At 67.7% G+C, this 19,636-nt stretch carries 16 protein-coding genes and 1 pseudogene; 5 read left to right on the forward strand and 12 right to left on the reverse strand.

Annotated features, from left to right (window positions below; all coding sequences use genetic code 11):
- Nucleotides 1-51 precede the first annotated feature (51 nt).
- From QP165_RS00555 to QP165_RS00570, 4 genes are all read right to left on the reverse strand, one after another.
- The gene (locus QP165_RS00555) at nt 52-1,371 is read right to left on the reverse strand and encodes a TolC family protein (protein ID WP_333993101.1); all 1,320 of its coding nucleotides are present in this window, start codon (nt 1,369-1,371) and stop codon (nt 52-54) included.
- 94 nt (nt 1,372-1,465) lie between these two features.
- On the reverse strand, nt 1,466-2,557 hold the full coding sequence (locus QP165_RS00560) for an efflux RND transporter periplasmic adaptor subunit (protein ID WP_333993103.1): 1,092 nt from the start codon (nt 2,555-2,557) through the stop codon (nt 1,466-1,468).
- A complete protein-coding gene (locus tag QP165_RS00565) occupies nt 2,547-4,232 on the reverse strand; it encodes an ABC transporter ATP-binding protein (protein WP_333993104.1) in 1,686 nt (561 codons plus the stop codon). Before QP165_RS00565 ends, QP165_RS00560 begins: the two co-directional genes overlap by 11 nt.
- An 88-nt stretch (nt 4,233-4,320) precedes the next feature.
- Nucleotides 4,321-5,220, reverse strand: coding sequence for a hydrogen peroxide-inducible genes activator (locus tag QP165_RS00570; protein ID WP_333993105.1), 900 nt, complete (start codon nt 5,218-5,220; stop codon nt 4,321-4,323).
- A 303-nt stretch (nt 5,221-5,523) separates the two neighbouring features.
- Between QP165_RS00570 and QP165_RS00575 the strand changes: the two genes are divergently transcribed.
- The 3 genes from QP165_RS00575 (at nt 5,524) to QP165_RS00585 (ending at nt 8,798) form a co-directional block, all read left to right on the forward strand.
- The gene (locus QP165_RS00575; RefSeq protein WP_333993106.1) at nt 5,524-5,772 is read left to right on the forward strand and encodes a hypothetical protein; all 249 of its coding nucleotides are present in this window, start codon (nt 5,524-5,526) and stop codon (nt 5,770-5,772) included.
- 192 nt (nt 5,773-5,964) lie between these two features.
- Nucleotides 5,965-7,299 carry a chloride channel protein gene (locus QP165_RS00580; RefSeq protein ID WP_333993108.1) on the forward strand — a complete coding sequence of 445 codons (1,335 nt, stop codon included), beginning with the start codon at nt 5,965-5,967 and terminating at the stop codon, nt 7,297-7,299.
- Between the two features lie 47 nt (nt 7,300-7,346).
- Complete coding sequence (locus QP165_RS00585; RefSeq protein WP_333993109.1) at nt 7,347-8,798, forward strand: DUF389 domain-containing protein; 1,452 nt, start codon at nt 7,347-7,349, stop codon at nt 8,796-8,798.
- Here the strand turns inward: QP165_RS00585 and QP165_RS00590 are convergent.
- From QP165_RS00590 to QP165_RS00610, 5 genes and pseudogenes are all read right to left on the reverse strand, one after another.
- Nucleotides 8,778-10,031 (reverse strand): DUF2254 domain-containing protein, encoded by a 1,254-nt coding sequence (locus tag QP165_RS00590; protein ID WP_333993111.1) that lies wholly within the window; start codon nt 10,029-10,031, stop codon nt 8,778-8,780. The genes QP165_RS00585 and QP165_RS00590 overlap by 21 nt on opposite strands.
- A gap of 369 nt (nt 10,032-10,400) precedes the next feature.
- Nucleotides 10,401-11,609 carry an energy transducer TonB gene (locus QP165_RS00595; RefSeq protein WP_333993112.1) on the reverse strand — a complete coding sequence of 403 codons (1,209 nt, stop codon included), beginning with the start codon at nt 11,607-11,609 and terminating at the stop codon, nt 10,401-10,403.
- Nucleotides 11,610-11,755: 146 nt separating this feature from the next.
- Nucleotides 11,756-12,093, reverse strand: a pseudogene (locus QP165_RS00600) (HNH endonuclease signature motif containing protein).
- A gap of 94 nt (nt 12,094-12,187) precedes the next feature.
- Nucleotides 12,188-14,986, reverse strand: coding sequence for a cytochrome c oxidase subunit I (gene ctaD / locus QP165_RS00605; RefSeq protein WP_333993113.1), 2,799 nt, complete (start codon nt 14,984-14,986; stop codon nt 12,188-12,190).
- On the reverse strand, nt 14,983-15,585 hold the full coding sequence (locus QP165_RS00610; protein ID WP_333993114.1) for a cytochrome c oxidase subunit II: 603 nt from the start codon (nt 15,583-15,585) through the stop codon (nt 14,983-14,985). The genes ctaD and QP165_RS00610 overlap by 4 nt, the downstream gene beginning before the upstream one ends.
- 78 nt (nt 15,586-15,663) lie before the next feature.
- On the opposite strand from QP165_RS00610, the gene QP165_RS00615 reads away from it, so the two are divergent.
- Nucleotides 15,664-16,194, forward strand: coding sequence for a DUF2231 domain-containing protein (locus QP165_RS00615; RefSeq protein WP_333993115.1), 531 nt, complete (start codon nt 15,664-15,666; stop codon nt 16,192-16,194).
- Here the strand turns inward: QP165_RS00615 and QP165_RS00620 are convergent.
- A complete protein-coding gene (locus tag QP165_RS00620) occupies nt 16,164-16,655 on the reverse strand; it encodes a CopD family protein (protein WP_333993116.1) in 492 nt (163 codons plus the stop codon). The two genes, QP165_RS00615 and QP165_RS00620, sit on opposite strands and share 31 nt — an antisense overlap.
- Complete coding sequence (locus tag QP165_RS00625; protein ID WP_333993118.1) at nt 16,652-17,332, reverse strand: cytochrome c oxidase assembly protein; 681 nt, start codon at nt 17,330-17,332, stop codon at nt 16,652-16,654. The genes QP165_RS00620 and QP165_RS00625 overlap by 4 nt, the downstream gene beginning before the upstream one ends.
- Nucleotides 17,333-17,560: 228 nt before the next feature.
- Between QP165_RS00625 and QP165_RS00630 the strand changes: the two genes are divergently transcribed.
- Nucleotides 17,561-18,355 (forward strand): formate/nitrite transporter family protein, encoded by a 795-nt coding sequence (locus QP165_RS00630; protein WP_333993119.1) that lies wholly within the window; start codon nt 17,561-17,563, stop codon nt 18,353-18,355.
- An 84-nt stretch (nt 18,356-18,439) separates the two neighbouring features.
- Here the strand turns inward: QP165_RS00630 and QP165_RS00635 are convergent, their stop codons facing one another.
- Entirely contained in the window at nt 18,440-19,414 is a 975-nt protein-coding gene (locus QP165_RS00635; protein ID WP_333993120.1) for a glutathione S-transferase family protein, read from the reverse strand.
- Nucleotides 19,415-19,636 lie beyond the last annotated feature (222 nt).

Consider the following 19,636-nt stretch of genomic DNA (forward strand, 5'->3'; position numbering starts at 1 on the left):
GAGCGTCAGCGCCAATGTCAGCGCGACCTTTCCTAGTCAGTGCAATTGCCGTCAGCGGACAAGCCGCAATGCGTCCCGATCTGCGGTAGCGGCGGCCAGTTCGGCACGCGCCGACGCGATCCGCGCCTGCGCGTCGACGAGGCGGACGCGTGCGTCGGTGTCGGTTTCCTCGCGTTGATTGACCAGGAAGAAATCGGCCGATCCGAGTTCGAAGCGCCGGCGCTCGGCGGCCGCGAGACGGTCGGCGAGTTGACGCTCTTCGTCGGCAATGGCGGCGAGCCGTTCGGCTGCGCCGACTGCGATGACGATGCCCTGGACCTCGACGCTGATCTGGTCGCGCAGGAAGCGGCTGCGCTGGCCGAGCGCGTCGATCTCGGCGCGTGCCTCGGCGACGCGGCCCTTGGCGGCGCGGTTCTGCAGCGGCACGCTGAACCGGAAACCGACCGCCGCCTCGAGCGGCGTCCGGTTGGGGCCGCCCAGGCCGACCGGCCCGACATCCTTGCCGACCTCGCCGCGAAGATCGAGCCGCGGCGACAGGTCGTTCTCCGCCAGGATCAGCCGCGACGTCGCCTGGTCGATCCGCGCGAGCACCGCACGATAGTCGGGACGCTCGACCGGCCCCGCCCGGATCGCGGCGACGGGAAGCGCGGCCAGCGCGCCGGCGTCCGCGGGCATGCGATCGTCCGACACCGTTACCGGTGCACCCGCCTCGTCGCGCAGATAGAGCGACAGCGCATTGGCGGCACCGGCGACATCCTGCTCGGCCCGTACCGCCAGCGCGCGACGCCGGACGAGGTTCTGGTCGTTCTCGACGAGCAGGATCTCGGGGCGTGCGCCGAGCGTCACCAGCCGGCCGATCGCGCTGCGGCGCCGCTCCGCGAGATTCAGCAGGTCGCGATAGGCGCGCAGGCGGAGGCCCGCCGCGACCCAGGCCTGATAGGCGTCGACCGCGCGCCGCTGCACGCCGACCGCGACCATCTCCGCCTCGAACCGCGCGACGTCGATCTCGGTACCGGCGATCGTCCGCCGCGTGCGGCGTTCGTCGATCACCCGGTCGCGCAGCAGCGCGAACAGCGCGCCGACCTTCGTCTCGCCAAGCTTGTTGGTATAGGCCTGGTCCTCATAGACCGGGAACGTCCCGCGCGATGCGCGATAGCCGCCATAGACATAGCCGCCATTGCCGGTGAGCGGGCGCGTCGCCCTCCCCTCGACGACGGTGCCGTCATAATAGCCCGCGACGCGGGACTTCGACTCGACGTCGAACACCGTGTCGAACGCCCCCTCCGCGGACAGCGCGCGGCCGTCCGCCTGCCGCACCTTGGCGAGCGCCTCGACGATCTGCGGCGCGGAGCGCGCGGACGAACGCAGCACCTCGTCGAGCGTCAGCGGCGTGCTTTGCGCGGACGCGGCGGCGGGTGCCAGCAGGACGAGCAGGAAAGCGACGCCAAGAAGAGGGGGACCCGCGTCATTTCTTGGCGTCCCCGTCCTTGCCGGATTCGTCCGCGCTGGCCTTTGCCGGCGGTTTGGGCTGCGCCTTGGCCGATGCCGCGCCGCGCTGGCCGAATTCGAGCGGGAAGTCGTTGAGCTGGCGCCATAGCTCGTAGCCGACCAGGACGGTTTCGCCCTGCACCCAGCCGCGCACCTTGCCGCCCGGGCGGACGAAGGTGGCGGTCGGCCAGCCCGGCTTGCCCGGCCGCGGTTCGACCAGTATGCGGAACGTGCCGTCGGGGGCGGCATTGGGGTCGATCATGCGAACGCGCCCGTCGAACATGCCCTGCGCAATCGAGGGCCAGCCGCTGAACTGGATCGCGGGCCAGCCCTCGAACTCGAGCCGCACCGGGCGACCGGGACGGATCAGCGGCATGTCGCGGCCATCGACGTACAGCTCGACCGCGCGCTCGACGCGCTCGGGCGCGATCACCGCGAGCACCGTGCCGGGCGAGACCAGCGCGCTGCCGCTCGCGGCATTCAGCTGCTGGACGCGGCCGTCGCGCGGCGCACGCACCAGCTGTGCCGACTGGCGGTTGAGCTGGATGTCGATCCGGTTGAGTTTCGCGCGCGCCTCGGCGAGCTTGGCGCCCGCGTCGGCAACCTTGATCTGCGTCTGCTCGTAATCGCGACGGGCGGCGAGCCCTTCGGCGAGCAACTGCCCGGTGCGCGCGACGTCGATTCCCGCGACCGCGCGGCTCTGCTGGATCGCGGCGATCTCCGCCTGCACCTGCGCGCGCTCGGCCCCCAGGCGCGAGAGCAGGTCGGGATCGAGATCGACGACGCGCGCGATTGGATCGCCGCGCGCGACGTGCTGGCCGTCCTGGACGTACCAGCGCTCGACTTTGCCCGGCACCAGCGCGGTGACCTGCTGCTGGCGGTCGCCGGGATCGAGCGCGACCACTTGCCCCGTGCCGTTGGCGGTCTGCACCCAGGGGACCAGGGCCATGATCGCTGCGGCGATCGCGATGCCCAGCACGAGCATCCACGCCACCGCCGATGCCACCCGTGGTGCCCGCATCGCGGCGAGCGTGCGGAAATGCGCGAGGCGATCGGGCTTATACGGCATTGCCGGCTCCCTGCTGGGTCGCGGCGACCAGCGCCGCACAACTGTCGAAGCGGCGTTGCCGATCGGGTTCGAGATGGAACCAGCCGTCGAGCACGATATCCTCGGGGCGACCGGTGCACAGCAGGACCGTCGTACCCGCCGCCTTGAGCTGGCGCAGCACCTCGGCGAGGCGGCTGGTTGGGATCAGATCGTAGAGCTGCGACAACATCAGCACGTGCGGGCGCACCAGCAGCGCATTGGCGAGCTTCAGCGCCATCACCTCGCCGATCGACAGCGGATAGCCCGACGCCGCCAGCGGCGTATCGAGCCCGTGCGGCAACCCGGCGATGCGGTCGCGCAGGCCGACCGTCTCGAGCGCGTCGAGCATCACCGCGGATGCCGACGCGGCGGCGGCGAGCGTCAGATATTCGCGGATCGTGACCTCGACGATGCTCGGCCGGTCGAGCACCATCACCTCGGACCGCAGCAGATACATGTCGAACGTCGCCATGTCGGCGCCGCCGACCAGGACCAGCCCGCGCTCGGGCACGACATGGCGCTTGAGCACCATCGCCAGCAGCCGCTCGGCCCCGCCGTCCGCGCGCGTGACGAGCTGTTCGCCCGCGGCGAGCGCGAAATCGAAACGCGCGCCCTCCGTCACCACCCGGTCGAGCCGCACAGCCCCATCGCCGGGCGACTGCCCTGCCGCGGTGACCGTGCTCTCCTGCGGGATCGCGTAGAGCAGCGACAATTCCTCCGCGCTCGCCACCAGATCGTAGAGCGTATCGAGATACCAGCCGAGCTGCGACACGCCGTAGAAGACGCCGCTGAGGATCAGCTCGGCCGCGACCAGCTGTCCGATCGACAGTTCACCGCTCAGGATTAGGTTTCCACCGAGTGCGAGCAGCGCCGCGCTGGCGAAGGCGTAGAGCAGCAGGAAGGCGACGGTCTGCGTGAAGCTGTAACGGAAATAGCGCTGGTGGCGCTCGACATAGGTGGCGGTGACGGCTTCCGACCGGTCCATCGCGAAATCGAAATGGCGGCTCGATTTGTAGAAGCCGTTCGACCCGCCGACGCTTTCAAGCCAGCGCGCGGCGTCGTGCTTGGCGTGGCTCAGCGCGACCGCCGAGCGGATCGAGCCGCGCGACCAGATCAGCCAGATCGCGAGGATGACGAGCAGCAGGATCGCGTTGAAGGCGAGGAAGAAGGGATGGTAGAAGCTGGTGACGATCAGCCCCACCGCGGATTGCAGGATGATCGTGAACGCACCGATGACGAGGCTCGGCACTGCCTTCTGCACGACGACGAGGTCGAAATAGCGGTTGAACAGGTCGCCGCGATTCTGGTCGGCGAAGAACGGGTTCTGCGCATGCACCGCGCGGACGGTGATCTCGGCGACGATGCGCGCGAACAGCCGGCGTTCGAACAGCGCCATCATCCAGAACCGCATCGCGCTCAGCCCCGCCACGATCAGCAACAGCCCGAGCAAGAGGCCAGCCAGCGTCCATAACGGCGCGGGCATCGCGGTGTTGGCGACGCTGTTGATCAGCAGCTGGACCGAGATGGGGGTGGCGAGCGACAACAGGCTGATCGCCACGCCGTACACCATCGCGAGACGGACATAGGGCGTGTCGGGCCCGACGATCTCGGTCAGCCATCCGGCTGCTGAACGCCATCCGATATGTGCGCCTGCCATGTGTTCCTCGCGTCTGATCCGAGGCAAGTATTCCCCAATCAAAACATTGGAGCAACGCTGTAAGACTTATGATTTCCATAGGAATATCCTATGCGGAAACCGCGCGTAGCAAGTCTGCGATCACGCCATAGGCCGGCGCGCGACCGGCGCCCTGGCGCCATAGCAAGCCGATGTCGCGGTAATAGCGGCTGCCCTTGATCTTGCGGACCACCACGTCGTCACCCTCACGGATTTCCTGCCGAACATAGAGTTCAGGCAGGAGCGCCAACCCCATCCCCATGCCCGCCATCTGTCGGATCGCGTCGAGGCTGGTCCCTTCATAGTCGCGCAGCACGTTCGCCCCGACATCGACCGCGATCGCCGCCACCTGCTCGGCGAGCCGATATTCGGGCAGCAGCGTCAGCAGATTGGTGCCGCGCAGGTCGGAGGGCGCGATGATCGCCTTGGCTTTCAACGGGTGGTCGGATGCCATCGCGACATATAGCGGTTCGCGAAACAGGCGCTCGCTGTGAAACGCGCCGCCGGACACGGGCAATTGTGCTAGGATCAGATCATGGACGCCGGTGCCAAGTCCGGACGCGAGCGCGGTCGGCAGGCCTTCGCGGACATGGACGCGCAGCGTCGGGTGCTCGCGGTGCAATCGTGCGACCAATGCCGGCAAGAGATAGGCGCCGAGCGTCGGCGAGACGCCGAGCCGGATCGTGCCGATCAAGGGATCGGCCGATGTCGCCCGGAAATCCTCGAGATCGGCAACGTCGAGCAGGATGCGCCGTGCCCGGTCGAGCAGATCGCGTCCCAGCGGGGTAAGGATCGCGGGGCCGCCGCGCTCGAACAACGCGGCGCCGATGATGGTTTCCAGCGCACGGATCTGTTGCGAGAGCGACGGCTGGGACACCCCCATCCGCTCGGCCGCCCGCGTGAAGCTGCCGGCTTCGGCCAGCGCGACGAAATAGCTGAGATGACGAATCGTGGTCTTGGGGAAAGGCATGGCGCACGCTATCCGGTAAGCGTCCTTGTACGCATCAACTGAGTGCTGGACGGAGCGAATGCGCCGCTTTGAGCGACATTCCGTAAAGGGACAGGCAAAGAAGCCGCTCCGCGTGTCTGGGATCTCGATGCCAGACCGGATGGATGTCCAAGGCTGATGCGGTAACGCGCCGGAACCCGGGGTAGGTCGGACGTGTCTGAAGTCGGGAAGCGGGGGAGGGCGCGCGCATGACCGTTTGGGTTTCTTCAAAGTTTCGCGCCGGCAAGCAGTTTTGCCCACAAGCGACACTGGAGGCACGATCCGATGCCGTGCTACGATGCAGACGACGGAGGGGGGCTACAGGCGATGAAATCACGAGATGACTTGATCAAATGGGCGAACGAGCAGCGCGAAGAGGCTCTGCGACAGGTCAATCTCTTCAGTAACGGCGGCGTGAAGGCCCAGCTTGTCATGCCGGATGGAAATACGGAGGACATTACTGCGGGGGTGCTTTCGCATCAAAGAGCGAACGTAGAGGCTTTCACGGATCTTGTGTCCGCTTTGGATAAATAAGGCTCGCTTTCTCCTCACTGAAGGCCTCCCCGGCAGCCGATCAGGGTCGTGAATGCGGTACCGGATCAGCTGAACGATTGGCCGAAATTGGGGGGCGGGGCAGGGCGCGCGGATGCCTGGTTATGAGGCTGAGCGCCGAACGCGGGCGTTGCCGGGGGTGGCCTAACTGGCTCTGCGACCTAAAAGAGCCCGATGGCCGGCCTTTTCAATCGTCTGTTACCCTCCAAACGCTGGATGCCGTCGCGGTATAGGGCGCTGCTACGTGCGCGCGGGCCGCGATCGACGCAGTTTCGCACGCGGGGTGCGATCCTAGCGGGGGCGATCCTGATCGGGATCGTCGCGACGCTGTTTGCCGAGGCGGCCGATTGGGCGGGCGAGGTTTTCAGCGACTTTGCAAGGACCTGGCACTGGATGCCGCTGGTCACGACGCCGCTGACGTTCATGGGGCTGGTCTGGCTGACGCGTCGCTATGCGCCATTCGCGCGCGGATCCGGGATCCCTCAGGTGATCGCGGCGCAGGCCAGCCCGAACGACGCCACGGGCACGCTGATTTCGATCCGGACGGTGGCGGCCAAGGCGGTGCTGACGATCGGCGCGGTGCTGGGTGGCGCATCGGTCGGCCGGGAAGGCCCGACCGTCCAGCTGGCGGCGGCCGTCATGGGGTTCACGCACCGTCTCGTCCGCGTGCCGTTGCGGGGCGGGGTCCTTATCGCTGGCGGTGCGGCGGGCGTCGCGGCGGCATTCAATACGCCGCTCGCCGGGCTGCTGTTCGCGATCGAGGAGCTCGCGTCCGCCTATGAGCAGAGGGTGACGCTGCTCGTCCTTGCCGCGATCGTGATCGCGGGGATGGTCGCGCAGTCGGTGCAGGGGGACTATATCTATTTCGGCGCGATCGGCGCGCATATGCCGTTGCTGTCCGCGCTGATCGTCGCGCCGGTCGCCGGCATCGCGGGTGGCATGACCGGCGGGCTGTTCTCGCGCATTCTCCTGGCGATGGCGGTCAGCCGCAACCGCGTGACGGGATGGACCCGCGCGCATCCCGTCACGTTCGCCGGTGTCTGCGGGGGCGTCGTCGCGGTGCTCGGCGTCGTGACCGGGCTGACCTGGGGAACCGGCTATGCCCCTGCGCGCGCGATGATCGTCGGCGTCGATGCGCCGCTCTGGTTCGGGCCCGCCAAGCTGGTCGCCACGGCTGCGACCGCGATCGCGGGCCTGCCCGGCGGGATCTTCGCGCCGTCGCTCGCCGTCGGCGCGGGCGTCGGCAATCTGCTGCGCGAGATCTTTCCCGGCGAGCCCGCCAGCGCGATCGTGATCCTGGGCATGGTCGCCTATTTCGCAGGGGTCGTCCGCGCGCCGCTCACCGCGGTGATCATCCTGTCGGAGACGACCGCGAGCCGCGGCCTGATGCTGCCGATGTTTGCGACCGCGTTCATCGCCGATGCGGCGAGCCAGTGGGTATGCCGCGAGAAGTTGTACCATGGTCTATCGAAGACCTTCGCCATGACGGAGACGACCCGATCCACCTGAACCCTGCACAATTCGTGACGCTCCCCCGGGCGTGGATGGCCAAGGCCATGCAAGGCGTCGACCATGACGGCGTCCTGCGACAGATTGCCGAGGAAGCGGGATGGTCGGGACGCTACGCCTTCCTGATCGTCATTTCGGCCGCGATCTCGTTGCTCGGGCTTTTGATGCCCTCGGTCGCAGTGTTGATCGGCGCGATGCTGCTGTCGCCGCTGATGATGCCGATCATCGGCCTCGGCTTCGGCATCGCGACGCTCGACTTCCACGAGATCCGCCGCGCGGCGACCGCGTTGATTCTGGGGGCGGTCATCGCGGTGGCGCTGTCGGTCGTGCTGATCCTGCTCTCCCCGGTCCAGACGATCACGAGCGAGATCGCCGGGCGGACGCAACCGACGCTGTTCGACCTGCTCGTCGCGTTGCTCTCCGCAATCGCGGGCGGCTATGCGCTGATCCGGGGGCGCGGGGGTACGGTCGTCGGCGTGGCGATCGCCATCGCGCTGATGCCGCCGCTGGTGGTGGTCGGGTTCGGCATCGCGACGTGGAACTGGGTGGTGTTCTCGGGCGCGTTGTTGCTGTTCCTCACCAATGCCATCACCATCGCGCTGACCGCCGCGCTCGTCGCGCGCTGTTACGGGTTCGGCAGCCATCTGTCGCCGCATCACACCGGCTGGCAGCTCGTGCTGTTCGCGGTCGCGATCGGGGTCCTCTCCATTCCGCTTGGTGCCGGTCTGCGTCGGATCGCGTTCGAGGCGGTCGCACAGCGTCAGGTGCGCGATGCGCTGGGCGAGGATTTTCCACCCGGCGCGCGACTGAGCCAGGTTGAGATCGATCATGGCGCGAACCCGGTCCGTGTCCGCGCGGTCATGCTGACGCCGCGGATCGAACCGGGGGCGGATCGCAAGCTCGCGGCGGACCTTCGCCAGCGATTGTCGCGGCCGGTCGATGTCCATGTCGATCAGGTCCGCATCTCGCCCGAAACCGGTGCGGTCGAGGCGGCGCAGATCGCGCGTGCGGGCAACGGCGATGCGCTGCGCGTGGCGCGCGAGCGTGACCGTGCGATTGCCGACGTGGCGCTGATCGCAGGTGTTCCCGTCTCATCGGTGCAGCTGGATTCGGCGGGCCGAACGATCCGCGCGACGGCCGCGCCGCTCATTGGTCTGGGCATCGCCGGCTATCGCGATCTGGAACGTCGCGCGGACGCGGCGGTCGCCGACTGGGATGTCATTCTCGGGCCGCCGAACGATGTCGCCTTGCCGGACGTGGCGATCCGGTCCGGCGTCATCGACGATCAGGCGCTTGGCGACGCAGCTTGGGCCTCGGCTCGACTCAGTCGGACGCTCGACGTGCTGGGCGGAACGCTGCGGCAGCGCACGGCAATCGCACAGGGTATCACCGGGCGAGGGGGCAGCGCGGCCCCCGGCGGTGCGGGCGGTCGCCTGCGGTTGCGATGGTCGGCGGATACGGATCCACCTGCGCCTGAATCAGGCGAGCGCCGGCCATAGCCGCCGGTAGGCCTGCTCGAACACGGCCAGGTCGGCAGGATCCTCCATCGTCTCACCCACACGCTGCGCGTGGCGTGCAGCCCAGCCTTCGATCGGCCTGCGCATCACAGCCAGGTTCGCGTGCATCGCCGCCAGCGTGCTGGTCAGGCGCAGCGAAACCTCGACCTCCTTGCCGCCTTCGCGAAGCACGGGTCCGAAGGCGTCGGTCAGCATATCGTCGATCGAGGGTCGGCCAAGGTACACCCCGTGCTGCTCGTTGTCGTCGTCGCCTGCGTTCGTCGGTTGCGAGCCGAGCGACAGGAACACCCTCAATAATGCATTCAGCACCTCGATCCCAGTCCCGGGATCATTGGTTGCAGGCGCCAGTGCGCGACTGGCGATCTCGGACAGCGCGATCAGGCCCAGGCGCGGATCCTGGTCGAAACTGCGGTGCCGTTCGATCGTGAAGCTCTTGATCAGCGCCGCGCGTGTCGTGTCGTCGAGCGCGCTCTCGACCTGAACAAGATCACGCTTGGGGTGCACCATCGTCCCGGGAAGGACGCCGACGTGAATGCGGAGTCCGTTCCGCTCCGCGATGGCCCGCAGCGCCGCGACGTCGATATGCGTGACATAGCCGGTCTGCGACCCCGCGATCGCGACGGCCTTTGGCGGGACGACGATCGCTGCACGCCCGCCCAAATGCGGCGCGGCCGCGAAGTCCGTCATCGCACGCGTCGCGGCCTCCTCGACGCGATCGATCACGTCGGCCATGCGCCCGAACGCGGTGATATGGCCGATCCAGCGCAACAGCGTGCCGACCACCAGCAGGATGATGACGACGGTGGCGGCGAACAGGATGATGCGGCCGTCATGGCCATAGGCACTCGTGTTCAGCCCGACGATGCCGACCATCGAGAAGACGAACGCGCCGAGGAACGTCGACAAGGCGTTCTGCGACGTCGGATCGCTGACCATCAATTGCGTCGCGCGTGGTGTGGCAAGCTGCGTCGCGGACGAATAGGCGCTGACCATCGCCGTCAACGAAAACGTCGTCACCGCCAGCATGCTTGATGCCATAATCTGGAGAATGGTGCCGACCGAGCGCTGGCCGATATCCACGTTGAACGTGTAGGGGAGGTACGGCGTGACGATGCCGGCGAGGATCGCCAGCGCCACGCTGAGCAGGCTGATGACGCCTGCGCGGAACCAGATTTGCCGGACGATGCGATGGAGGATCCACGTCCATCGTTTCATATCATGTTCCCCTGATCACCGTTCCGCGCGATCGCCACGCTTGAAGCCCTCTGACTACGCGAAAACATCGCGTGCTACCCGCGCGCAATGCGCTTTGCCGGGCGAATTCGTCCGGATGTTGTGCTGGGTATGATCGGTCAACCTCGTTGGAAACGAAAGGTAAAGGGGGCCGAGAATGAGCTACAAAACGGATCGTCGCAGTCAAAACCGCGCCATCGCTGTCTACGGGGCCGTCCTGTGCGCGGGAGCGGCCCTGGGTTTTCTTGTCAGAGCGGGCGTGATCACCGACCATCTCCTCTGGTAGGAAGGCCGATGCGCGCCCCAACCCGCGCCCGCTTTCCTCCCATCATTCGACCCTGTCGGCGACCGCTAGTATAGCGGCAGCGGTCCCTCGTCGGCTGGCGGAGACGTGCCTGGCGCACCCATGACGTATCGCACCCGCTCCATGCACCCGCTTGCACCGGTCTCGGATGGCTTGCGGCTGAGCCCTGTAAACATGCTCCTGGCGGCGTCGCCGAAATCGCTCGTCGGCTCGGCCATAAGCACCTTCACGTTCCCGAGCGCGCCCCACGGCGCGACGTCGTAGGAGACGATTGCCCAGCCCTCGATCCCGCGACGGCGATAGTCGTTCGGGTAGGCGAGCCGCGGCGCACGCGTCCACTCGCCGAGCGCGTTGCACGCCTCGGGTTGCGCCGGCATGGTCTCGCGGGCCGGTGTCTCGGGCGCGGGCATTGGGTCGGCAATTTTCCAATAGGGGTAGACGCAGCCTCGCCGCGCGCCCTTCACGAACCGGGACTGTTCCACCGCACGGCGCGAGGCGGCGTCCAGTGCAGCCGATCGCGAACCCTCCAGCGTACGGACGCGCACCGGTTTGCCGTCAACGTCGATGTCGTAGCCTATCATGGTCCACAGCGGTCGGCCTGGCTGTCCTGCGATCGCCGTGAAATCGGGAAAAGCGCGGTTGAGCAACGCCGGTGTCGGGTCGAAGCACGTCGTGTCGGCGGGACGGATGCGCCGCCACAGCGCCTCCGGAGCGCGGGCCCCGGTCGGGAACACGGTGTAAGCCATCGCAATGTCCGCCGGCACCTGATCGAGCGGTAACTGATCGGGCGTGAAGGTGATCGAGCAGTCGGTCCGCGCTACGCCCGCCGCAAAGCGCGCGGCCGCCATTGCAGGCAGCAGGTCAGCCGTGGCTTGACCGAAGCGCCGTTGCTCGCGCTCGATGCCGAGCGGCCGGCCGGTCGCATCGATACGGAACATGACGCGCAACGGCGCCTCCGTCACCCCGCTCCACCCCAGCGCCGGTAACGGGTTGGGCGCCTGTGTCATGCCGACGGGTTGCCCACCGCACGTCGCCGCTCCCACGCGCCAGATCGTCATGGTGGATTGTGGCGCGCCCGGCGCTGCGCTGTTTGGCCCGGCGTGGTCGTGCGTCTGGATCACAGGTGGTGGTGATGATTGAACCGGCGGCCTGATCCCTTGCGCCCCGGCAACAACCGATCCGGCGATCGCCAGCGGAATCCACGACCAACGCATGACGCTCATCCAAACCCTCCTGTGCCAGACGCCTGTCAGCACAGGTCGCATGCAACAGCGACACTGCCATAGGGTCGCGCGAGCGGCAACTTGCGGTCGATCGCTGATCCGGGGGATACGGGTTTTCCCGCCACACACTGGCAGCGTCCTCATCGAACATCGCCTTCGGCCTCGGCCCGGCGGCGCCGTTACGCGTTACGGCGGCGTGTCGGCGCGCGGAAATCGGGGGCTTGCCTGCGATCCATCGGAGATATTGCCGTATGTCGTCGCGTTCGCGCAGGCGATCCATCGTGGCATAGGACGATGCCAGATCGCGGTTCGCGACAAAGGCGTGGATAGTACGGTGGCAGATCGGATGAACCGGCACGGTCTGCGTGCCGCCCTCACTCTTGGGAACGACGTGATGTCGCTCCACGCGTTGCCCGAGCAGCCGCCCACATAATGCGCAGCCCTCGTCCTTGGGCTCTGTTGCGGCTCTCGCGGCAGCCTCCGCGAGCCCGGCTATCCTTTTAACGCGACCGCCCATGCTCACCATATGAGGGTTCGATGTTCATATGCGAGTGCGCGCTGGCTCAGGGGCGATCCGCTGAGGGGCAGGCTCGCACCTCTGGCAGCGTCGCTCAGTTGCTGCCTCTGACATCTAGAGACATGCGGGCAACGTGACGATCGGCAGGCCGGTTATCGCCGTCGCCGCGACGCCGACCAGTGCGAGGCGCCAGCCGGTCCGCTCGACCAGCGTGCCGCTCCGCGCCGGCCATCGCCACACCGCGACGCCGATCCCTGTTCCGATGCACAGCAGCCATGCGGCGATCAGCGCCGCCCGATGCGCGCTCGTCGCGCCCAGCCCGATCGTCGCCCAACCGCGCGCGCAGCCCAGCCCGTGAAGCGCATAGAGCACGCAGAACGCGACGGCCCAGACGATCAGTCCCGCGCTCATCCGGACCAGGGCGATCATGCGACCCACCCGGGCAAGGCGAGCACCAGCGTGGCGACGACGCCCGCGCCGGCCGCATGGTCGCTCCATAACCGCACGATGCGCAGTTCGCCGAGCCGCGCGCCGCCGATATGGCCGCTGGCAATGCGCGCGCGCGCAAAGGCAAGCATCGTTGCGGCGAGCGTAGCGTGGAAGATCGCATAGGCCGCCACCACCGCTCCGGTCGCGGCATAGGCATGGCTGGCGGGCGAGGGCAGCCGCAGCACGACGAGGAGGACGAGCGCGACGACGAGCGCGATCTGCCCCCCGCTGCGACCGCGAGCGCTGTGCGTCCGCCGGGTCCGGCGCGGCGGATCCCGATGATCGCCAGCACCGCCCCGAGCAGCGCGAGCGCCGGTTCCAGCAAGGTGCGCGCGATCAGTTGCGGCGGCGGCCAGTCGGGCGCGACGGTCCACAGAAACGCATAGCCGAACAGCAGCGAGGCAAAGAGCGTCGCGCTGGCGGCGAGCGCGAACACGCTGCCCCACCAGCCGGTCGTCCCCGGCGCTTCGGTAGACAGCGGCAGGGCCACGCCCGGCCCGGCGGGCAACGGCCCGTGGTCTTCGCGCGTCCCGTTGGTCCACGCCCAGCGCCAGCCCAACAACCCGACGCCGACGAGGAACAGCGGCGCGATCCAGTACAGCCCCGCCAGCATCGTGAGGAAGAAGCCCGCCAGCACGCCCGCGGTGGCGATCGGCAGCCAGCTGTTGCCCGGCAGGATCACGATATGATCGGGCTCGCCGGTGACCATGTCGACCGCCATCGTCTCGCGCCAGCCATGCCGCGCCGCGCCGAGCCACCCCTCGCCGCGCGCCAGCGCCACCCCGAGGTCGGGCTGGTCGTACAGCGGATCGCGCCCCGCCACCTGCGGCAGGCTTGCGAAGTTATAGGCAGGCGCCGGGATCGGCATCGCCCATTCCAGCGTGCCGGCCTGCCACGGATTGCGCCGGTGGTGGCGCCCCAGCCAGATCTGCAGCCCGACGTCGATCGTGAACAGCGCGAAGCCGAACGCCATCACGAAGCTGCCGACCGACGACAGCAGGTTGAGCCAGGTCCAGCCCATCGCATCGGAATAGGTGTCGATCCGGCGCGGCATCCCGAGCAGCCCGGTCAGGTGCATCAGGAAGAAGGTCAGATTGAAGCCGATGAAGATCAGCCAGAACGCGGTCTCGCCCAGTTGCATCACGCGCTCGCGCCCCGTGAAATGCGGCAGCCAGTAATAGGCCGCGGCCAGCATCGGGAAGACGAAACCGCCGACGAGCACGTAATGGAGATGCGCGGTGACGAACGCGGTGTCGTGCGCCTGCTGGTCGAACGGGACCACCGCGAGCATGACGCCGGTGAGGCCGCCGAGCACGAACACCACGAAGAAGCCGATCAGATACAGCATCGGCAGCTTCATCTGCGGGCGTCCCGACCACAAGGTGCCGATCCACGCGAAGACCTGCACCGCGGTCGGGATCGCGACCAGCGTGGAGGCAGCGGAAAAGAACCCCAGCGCCATGTGCGGGATGCCCGTCGTGAACATGTGGTGCACCCACAGCCCGAAGCTGAGAAACGCCAGCGCCATCACCGCGGCGACGAGCGCGCCATAAGCGAGGATGCGGGTACGTGCCATGACCGGCAGGATCGTCGACACCGCACCGGCCGCGGGCAGGAAGATGATATAGACCTCGGGATGGCCGAACAGCCAGAACAGGTGCTGCCACAACAGCGGCGATCCGCCGAGCGCGGGCGTATAGAAGGGCCATCCGAACGCACGCTCGATCTCGAGCAGGATCGATCCGAGGATCAGCGGCGGGAAACCGAACAGCATCATCGCCGCGGTCGCGAGCAGATACCAGGCGAACAGCGGCATCCGGTCGAGCCGCATGCCGGGCGCACGCAGCCGCAGGATCGACACCGCGATCTCGATCGCCGCGCACATCGCCGAGATCTCGACGAAGGTGATGCCGAGCAGCCAGACATCGGAATTGATCCCCGGCGTCCATTGCTTGCCCGACAGCGGCGGATAGAGGAACCACCCCGCATCGGGCGCGACGCCCGCCAGCATCGCGACGATCAGGATGCTGCCGCCGAACAGATAACACCACCAGCCGAGCGCCGAGAGCCGCGGGTACGCCATGTCGCGCGCGCCCAGCATCTTGGGCAGCAGATACAGCGCGAGCCCCTCGAACATCGGGATCGCGAACAGGAACATCATGATGCTGCCGTGCATCGTGAACAGCTGGTTATAGACCTCGGGCCCGACGAACGCGCTGTCGGGCGTGGCAAGCTGCGCGCGGATCAGCATCGCCAGCACGCCGCCGATCGCGAAGAACGCGAACGCGCCGACGATGAACCGCTTGCCCATGTCCGAATGGTTGACCGAGCGCAGCACCCCTCGCCAGCCCGGCTCGGTACGCCAGATCGTGGTCAGGTCGTGGTGGAGTTTCAGGGCCTTCATCGCGCCGCTCCGGTAAACGCGGCCCAGCCGCGCGCGTCGTGCACGACGACCGTGAACCCGTGATCCTTGTGCCCCGGCCCGCAATATTCCGCGCATTCGCCGCGATAGGTGCCGGGGCGGCTCGCGACGAGACGCAGCGTGTTGGTGTGGCCGGGGATGGCGTCCATCTTGCCCGCCAGTCGCGGCACCCAGACGCTGTGGATCACATCGGTCGACGTGATGCGCAGGTCGACCGGGCGGCCCGCGGGCATGTGCAGCACGGTGCGCGTCCCACCGAGGCCCGGATGCCGGAACGCCCAGGCATAACGCCGCGCCTCGACGCCGATCGTCACGCTGTCGGGCGCGGGCGTCGGCAGGATCCGCCCGCCGAGGATCAGCGCATAGCCGAGCAGCACCGCCAGGACGGCGGAGGGCATGATCAGCCCCAGCCAGACGATCCACACGCGCGTGTCCGGCGCGTCGGCTTCGGGCGTGCCGCGGCGTCGCATCGCCACCGCCAGCAGTGCGAATACCAGCGCCGCGAGCAGCGCCGATCCGCCGAGCATCACCCACCATAGCCGCGCGACGGCGGCGGCGTGCGGACCCGCGGGGTCGATCACCGACAACGGGCCGGTGCAACCCGCTGTCGGGATCGCCGTTCCCCCTATATGCAAGAGTCGCTTCGGGAGTGCGATACGATGACGGATAGGGCTGACGGGGCGACGACGACGCCGATCGACGAGACGCTGACCGATCCGATCGAAAACGATCCCGCCTTCCACCGGACGGAATCGAAGATCGCGGTTGCCGGGCATCCGATCCACGCGATGCTCGTCGCCTTTCCGGTCGCACTGGCCGCCAGTACGCTCGGCGCGGACCTGTTCTACTGGTGGACGGGCGACCTGTTCTGGGCGCGTGCAGCGCTGTGGGCCTCGGGCGCGGGTTTCCTGCTCGGCGTGCTCGCCGGGATCGCCGGCACGGTCGAACTGCTGATGGTGCCCGGCATCCGCGCGCGTGCGTCGAGCTGGACGCATTTCGTGATCGCGGTGATGCTGCTCTCCGTGCTCGGCGCGAACTGGGGCTATCGGCTCGGCGGCTATGAGGCGGCGGTGCTGCCCTATGGCATCCTGCTGTCGGCGTTCGCGGCCGCCTCTACCGGGTTCACCGGATGGCATGGCGGAAAGCTGGTGTTCGAATATCACGTCGGTGTCGCCCCGAAAGGCAATTGATGGTGCTGCGGCGTGTCGAGCCAGCGCGGGGTCAGGTCCGGCATCTGCGGCTTGCCCAGCACCAGTAGCAGCACGGCGATCATGATCGCCATCGTCGCGGCCAGCAATGGCGCTGCCGATGGCGGCACATAGTCGCCGCGGCGCTCGCTCATCTGCACGACCGTATGCCCGATCAGCGCGTGCAGCGCGACCAGCAGGCCGACGGCGACCAGCTTGGCGAACATCCACGGCACGAACGCGCCGCGCAGGAAGATCAGCGCGGTACCTGCCGCGATCGCGAGCACCGCGGCGGGCGTCACGATCCGGGTATAACCGTAATGCGTGATCCGTCGCAGCCGCGCATAATCGGCCTGCGCTTCGCCCTCGTCATGCTTGGCAAGCACGAGCGGCAGCGCGATCAGCCCCGCGCACCACAGGATCAGCGCAGCGATATGCAGCGCCTTGACCAAGGTGATGATCATGCCGCCGCGCCGTCAAGCGACATCGCCCGCCAGCGCCGCGTCGCGATCCATGCGGCGGCGGCGGCATAGGGCGCCATCCCCGGCACCCACATCACAAGCCCGGCCAGCTGCTGGTCGGCGAGCGGCCCCATGCCGAACGCGACCGTGGTCGTCAGGTGCGCCGTATAGAGTGGCCGGCCCGCAAAGGTCAGCAGCGCGCCGAGAAACCCCATCTGCACTGCCCCGCCGATGATCCCGGCGGTTGCCTCCGCCGGCCGCCCGCGCAGAACCGCGGTCCAGAACAGCCACCCGCCCGCCAGCAGCGTCGCCTGCATGATCCAGTAGATCCCGACATTGCCGAGCGCCGCATCGTACAGCGCCGGCGCGTGCCACGCCCACAGGATCGCGGTCGACAGCGGCAGGGCGATGGCGGTGGTGATGGCCATGCCGATCGCGCGCCGCGGCGGCAGCGCGACCGCAAGCAACGGCGCTGCGACCGTCACGAGAAGCAGATGATGCGCCGCGCGTGCCGCAAACAACGCCGTCGTCAGCGCACAGAGCGGCGACACGAACGCGACGAACAGCACGCCGACACCGGCAAGCCCTGCACTGCGCCGCGCACCCGCCAATTGCGTCATGGCCAGTGCCGATACTGCCAGCGCGACCAGCAGCACCGGGTCGCCATTCCACCGCGACATCCAGTCGTCCACGCCCGGAGCGGGTCCGCAATAGCTGCGCCACCAACCGATGATCGTTCCCCTTATTCGTCTTGCCCGTCAGTCCTAAACGCTCACCGCACCACATGGCCGCATCGGCTGGGCATTACCGCAGCTTTGGAACCTTTCGCCAGTCGTAATGGGTTTGCCCTTACGGCCGTCAGACGTCCCGGCCACGAAAAGGACCGCTAACACGAGGAAAGAGCCCGGATGACCGACACGACGAAAGACCCGGCAGGTGCCGTTATCGCCGAGCAGGCCGCGGAGGCCCTGGCCGCCAAGGCGCACCATTGCTGGGCCCGCATGGCGGCCCTTTCGATCGCCGCGGGCGGCTTCATCGCATTCGGCGCGATCGCCTATCTGATCGTGCAGGCCGGCGGCGGCGCGGTCTCGGGCCCGACGCAGTTGCTGTCCGGCGCGGCGTTTTCGGTCGGGCTGATCCTGGTGATGGTCACCGGCACCGAACTGTTCACCGGCAACACGATGATGGTCCTGCCGGCCGCGACCGGCGGCGTGACGGCAGCGCGCGTGGCGGGGGCCTGGACGCTGGTCTGGGTCGGCAATCTCGTCGGTAGCGTGGCGGTGGCCGGCCTGTTCGTGGCGGCCGGCGGGCTCGACGGCCTCGACGGGACGATCGGCGACGCAGCAGCCGCGACGATGGAGTCGAAGCTGGACAAATCCGTGCTCGCGACGCTGACGTCGGGTATCTTGGCGAACATGCTGGTCTGCCTCGCCGTGTGGATGGCGATGTTCGCCAGAACGCTGTCGGGCAAGGTCGCCGTGATCGTCGGTCCCGTCGCTGTCTTCGTCGCGGCGGGCTTCGAACATTCGGTCGCCAACATGTCCCTGCTGCCGATCGGCTGGGCTGCTGATCCCAATTCCGCCGTTCCGTGGGGTGCCGGTCTTCGCAATCTGGCATTTAGCACGGTCGGCAACGTGATCGGTGGTGCGAGCATTGCGCTGATCCTCGCGTGCGGACACGGCAAATTGATCCGAGAAGAATGATCCACCGATCAGCGCGGGCGCGAGCATCCGCACCGACAAACCGGTCGCCGAGGCGGACCGGCTTGTCGGTGCCGGAGCGGCTGGTCAGGTAAGGTGCTGATCGCCTCCCGCGGTGAGGTGAGCCCAGGGGAGGGCAGGGCCGACGGGGACGATACCGCAAGGGTTGAGGTCACGGTGGCTGGCGAAGTAATGCGTCTTGATGTGATCGAGATGGACCGTCGCGGCGATGCGCGGATCGGCCAGCATCCGCTCGACATAGGCTTCCAGCGCCGGATAGTCCGAGATGCGCCGCACGTTGCACTTGAAATGGAAGTGATAGACCGCATCGAACCGGACCAGCGTGGTGAAGAGCCGGATATCGGCCTCCGTCATCGCGTCGCCGACCAGCCAGTCGCTGCCTGACAGCGTCTCCTCCAGCCAGTCGAGCGATTCGAACAGCGGGTGCACCGCCGCCTCGTACGCGTCCTGCGTGGTCGCGAACCCGGCCTTGTACACCCCGTTGTTCACCGTGTCGTAAACGCGGTCGTTGACCCGGTCGATCTGCTCGCGCTGCGCTTGGGGATAGAGGTCGGGGCCTGACCCGCCGAACGCGGCGAGCATCCGGATGATCTCCGCCGATTCGTTCGACACGATCGTATCGGTCTCGCGATCCCACAGGACGGGTACGGTGACCTTGCCGGAATAATCCGGTCTGGCGCGGGCGTATAATTGCCACAGGAACTCGGCGTCGTGCAGCGGATCGCGACTGCCGCCGCGGCTCGTGCCGAAGGTCCAGCCATTCTCCAGCATGACAGGATCGACCACCGAGACACCGATCGCGTCGTCCAGTCCGTGCAACGCGCGCACGATCAGCGTCCGGTGCGCCCAGGGGCAGGCATAGCTGACATAGAGGTGATACCGGCCGGGCGTCGCGGGACGGCCGGGCTCCCCGTCTGGGCCGGGGCTGCCGACCGGGGTTAGCCAGTCGCGAAAGCCCGTGTCCTGCCGCTCGAACGCGCCGCCCTTGCTGTCTTCGGTCACCTTGCCCGCGTGCCACGCACCGTCGATCATTCTACCCATGTCATCGCTCCATCGAAGCCGGACCTCACACACGGTCCGCCGTAATTTGTCCTTCGGGAACGACCAGCGACCCTTTTCGTCCCATGCGAGCGATTGGCGACCGACCGTCTGTCGACCTCTTCGATCGCGCCGAGCTGGTCGAGCGGCCTGCCGCGTCGCGTCGCCGATGTGCGCCTGCGCTACCCGTAGATAGGGGTATCCGAACGGACCCTGTATCGCGGC

The organism is Sphingomonas sp. 22R3R2A-7, assembly GCF_036856055.1.
Taxonomy (GTDB): domain Bacteria; phylum Pseudomonadota; class Alphaproteobacteria; order Sphingomonadales; family Sphingomonadaceae; genus Sphingomonas.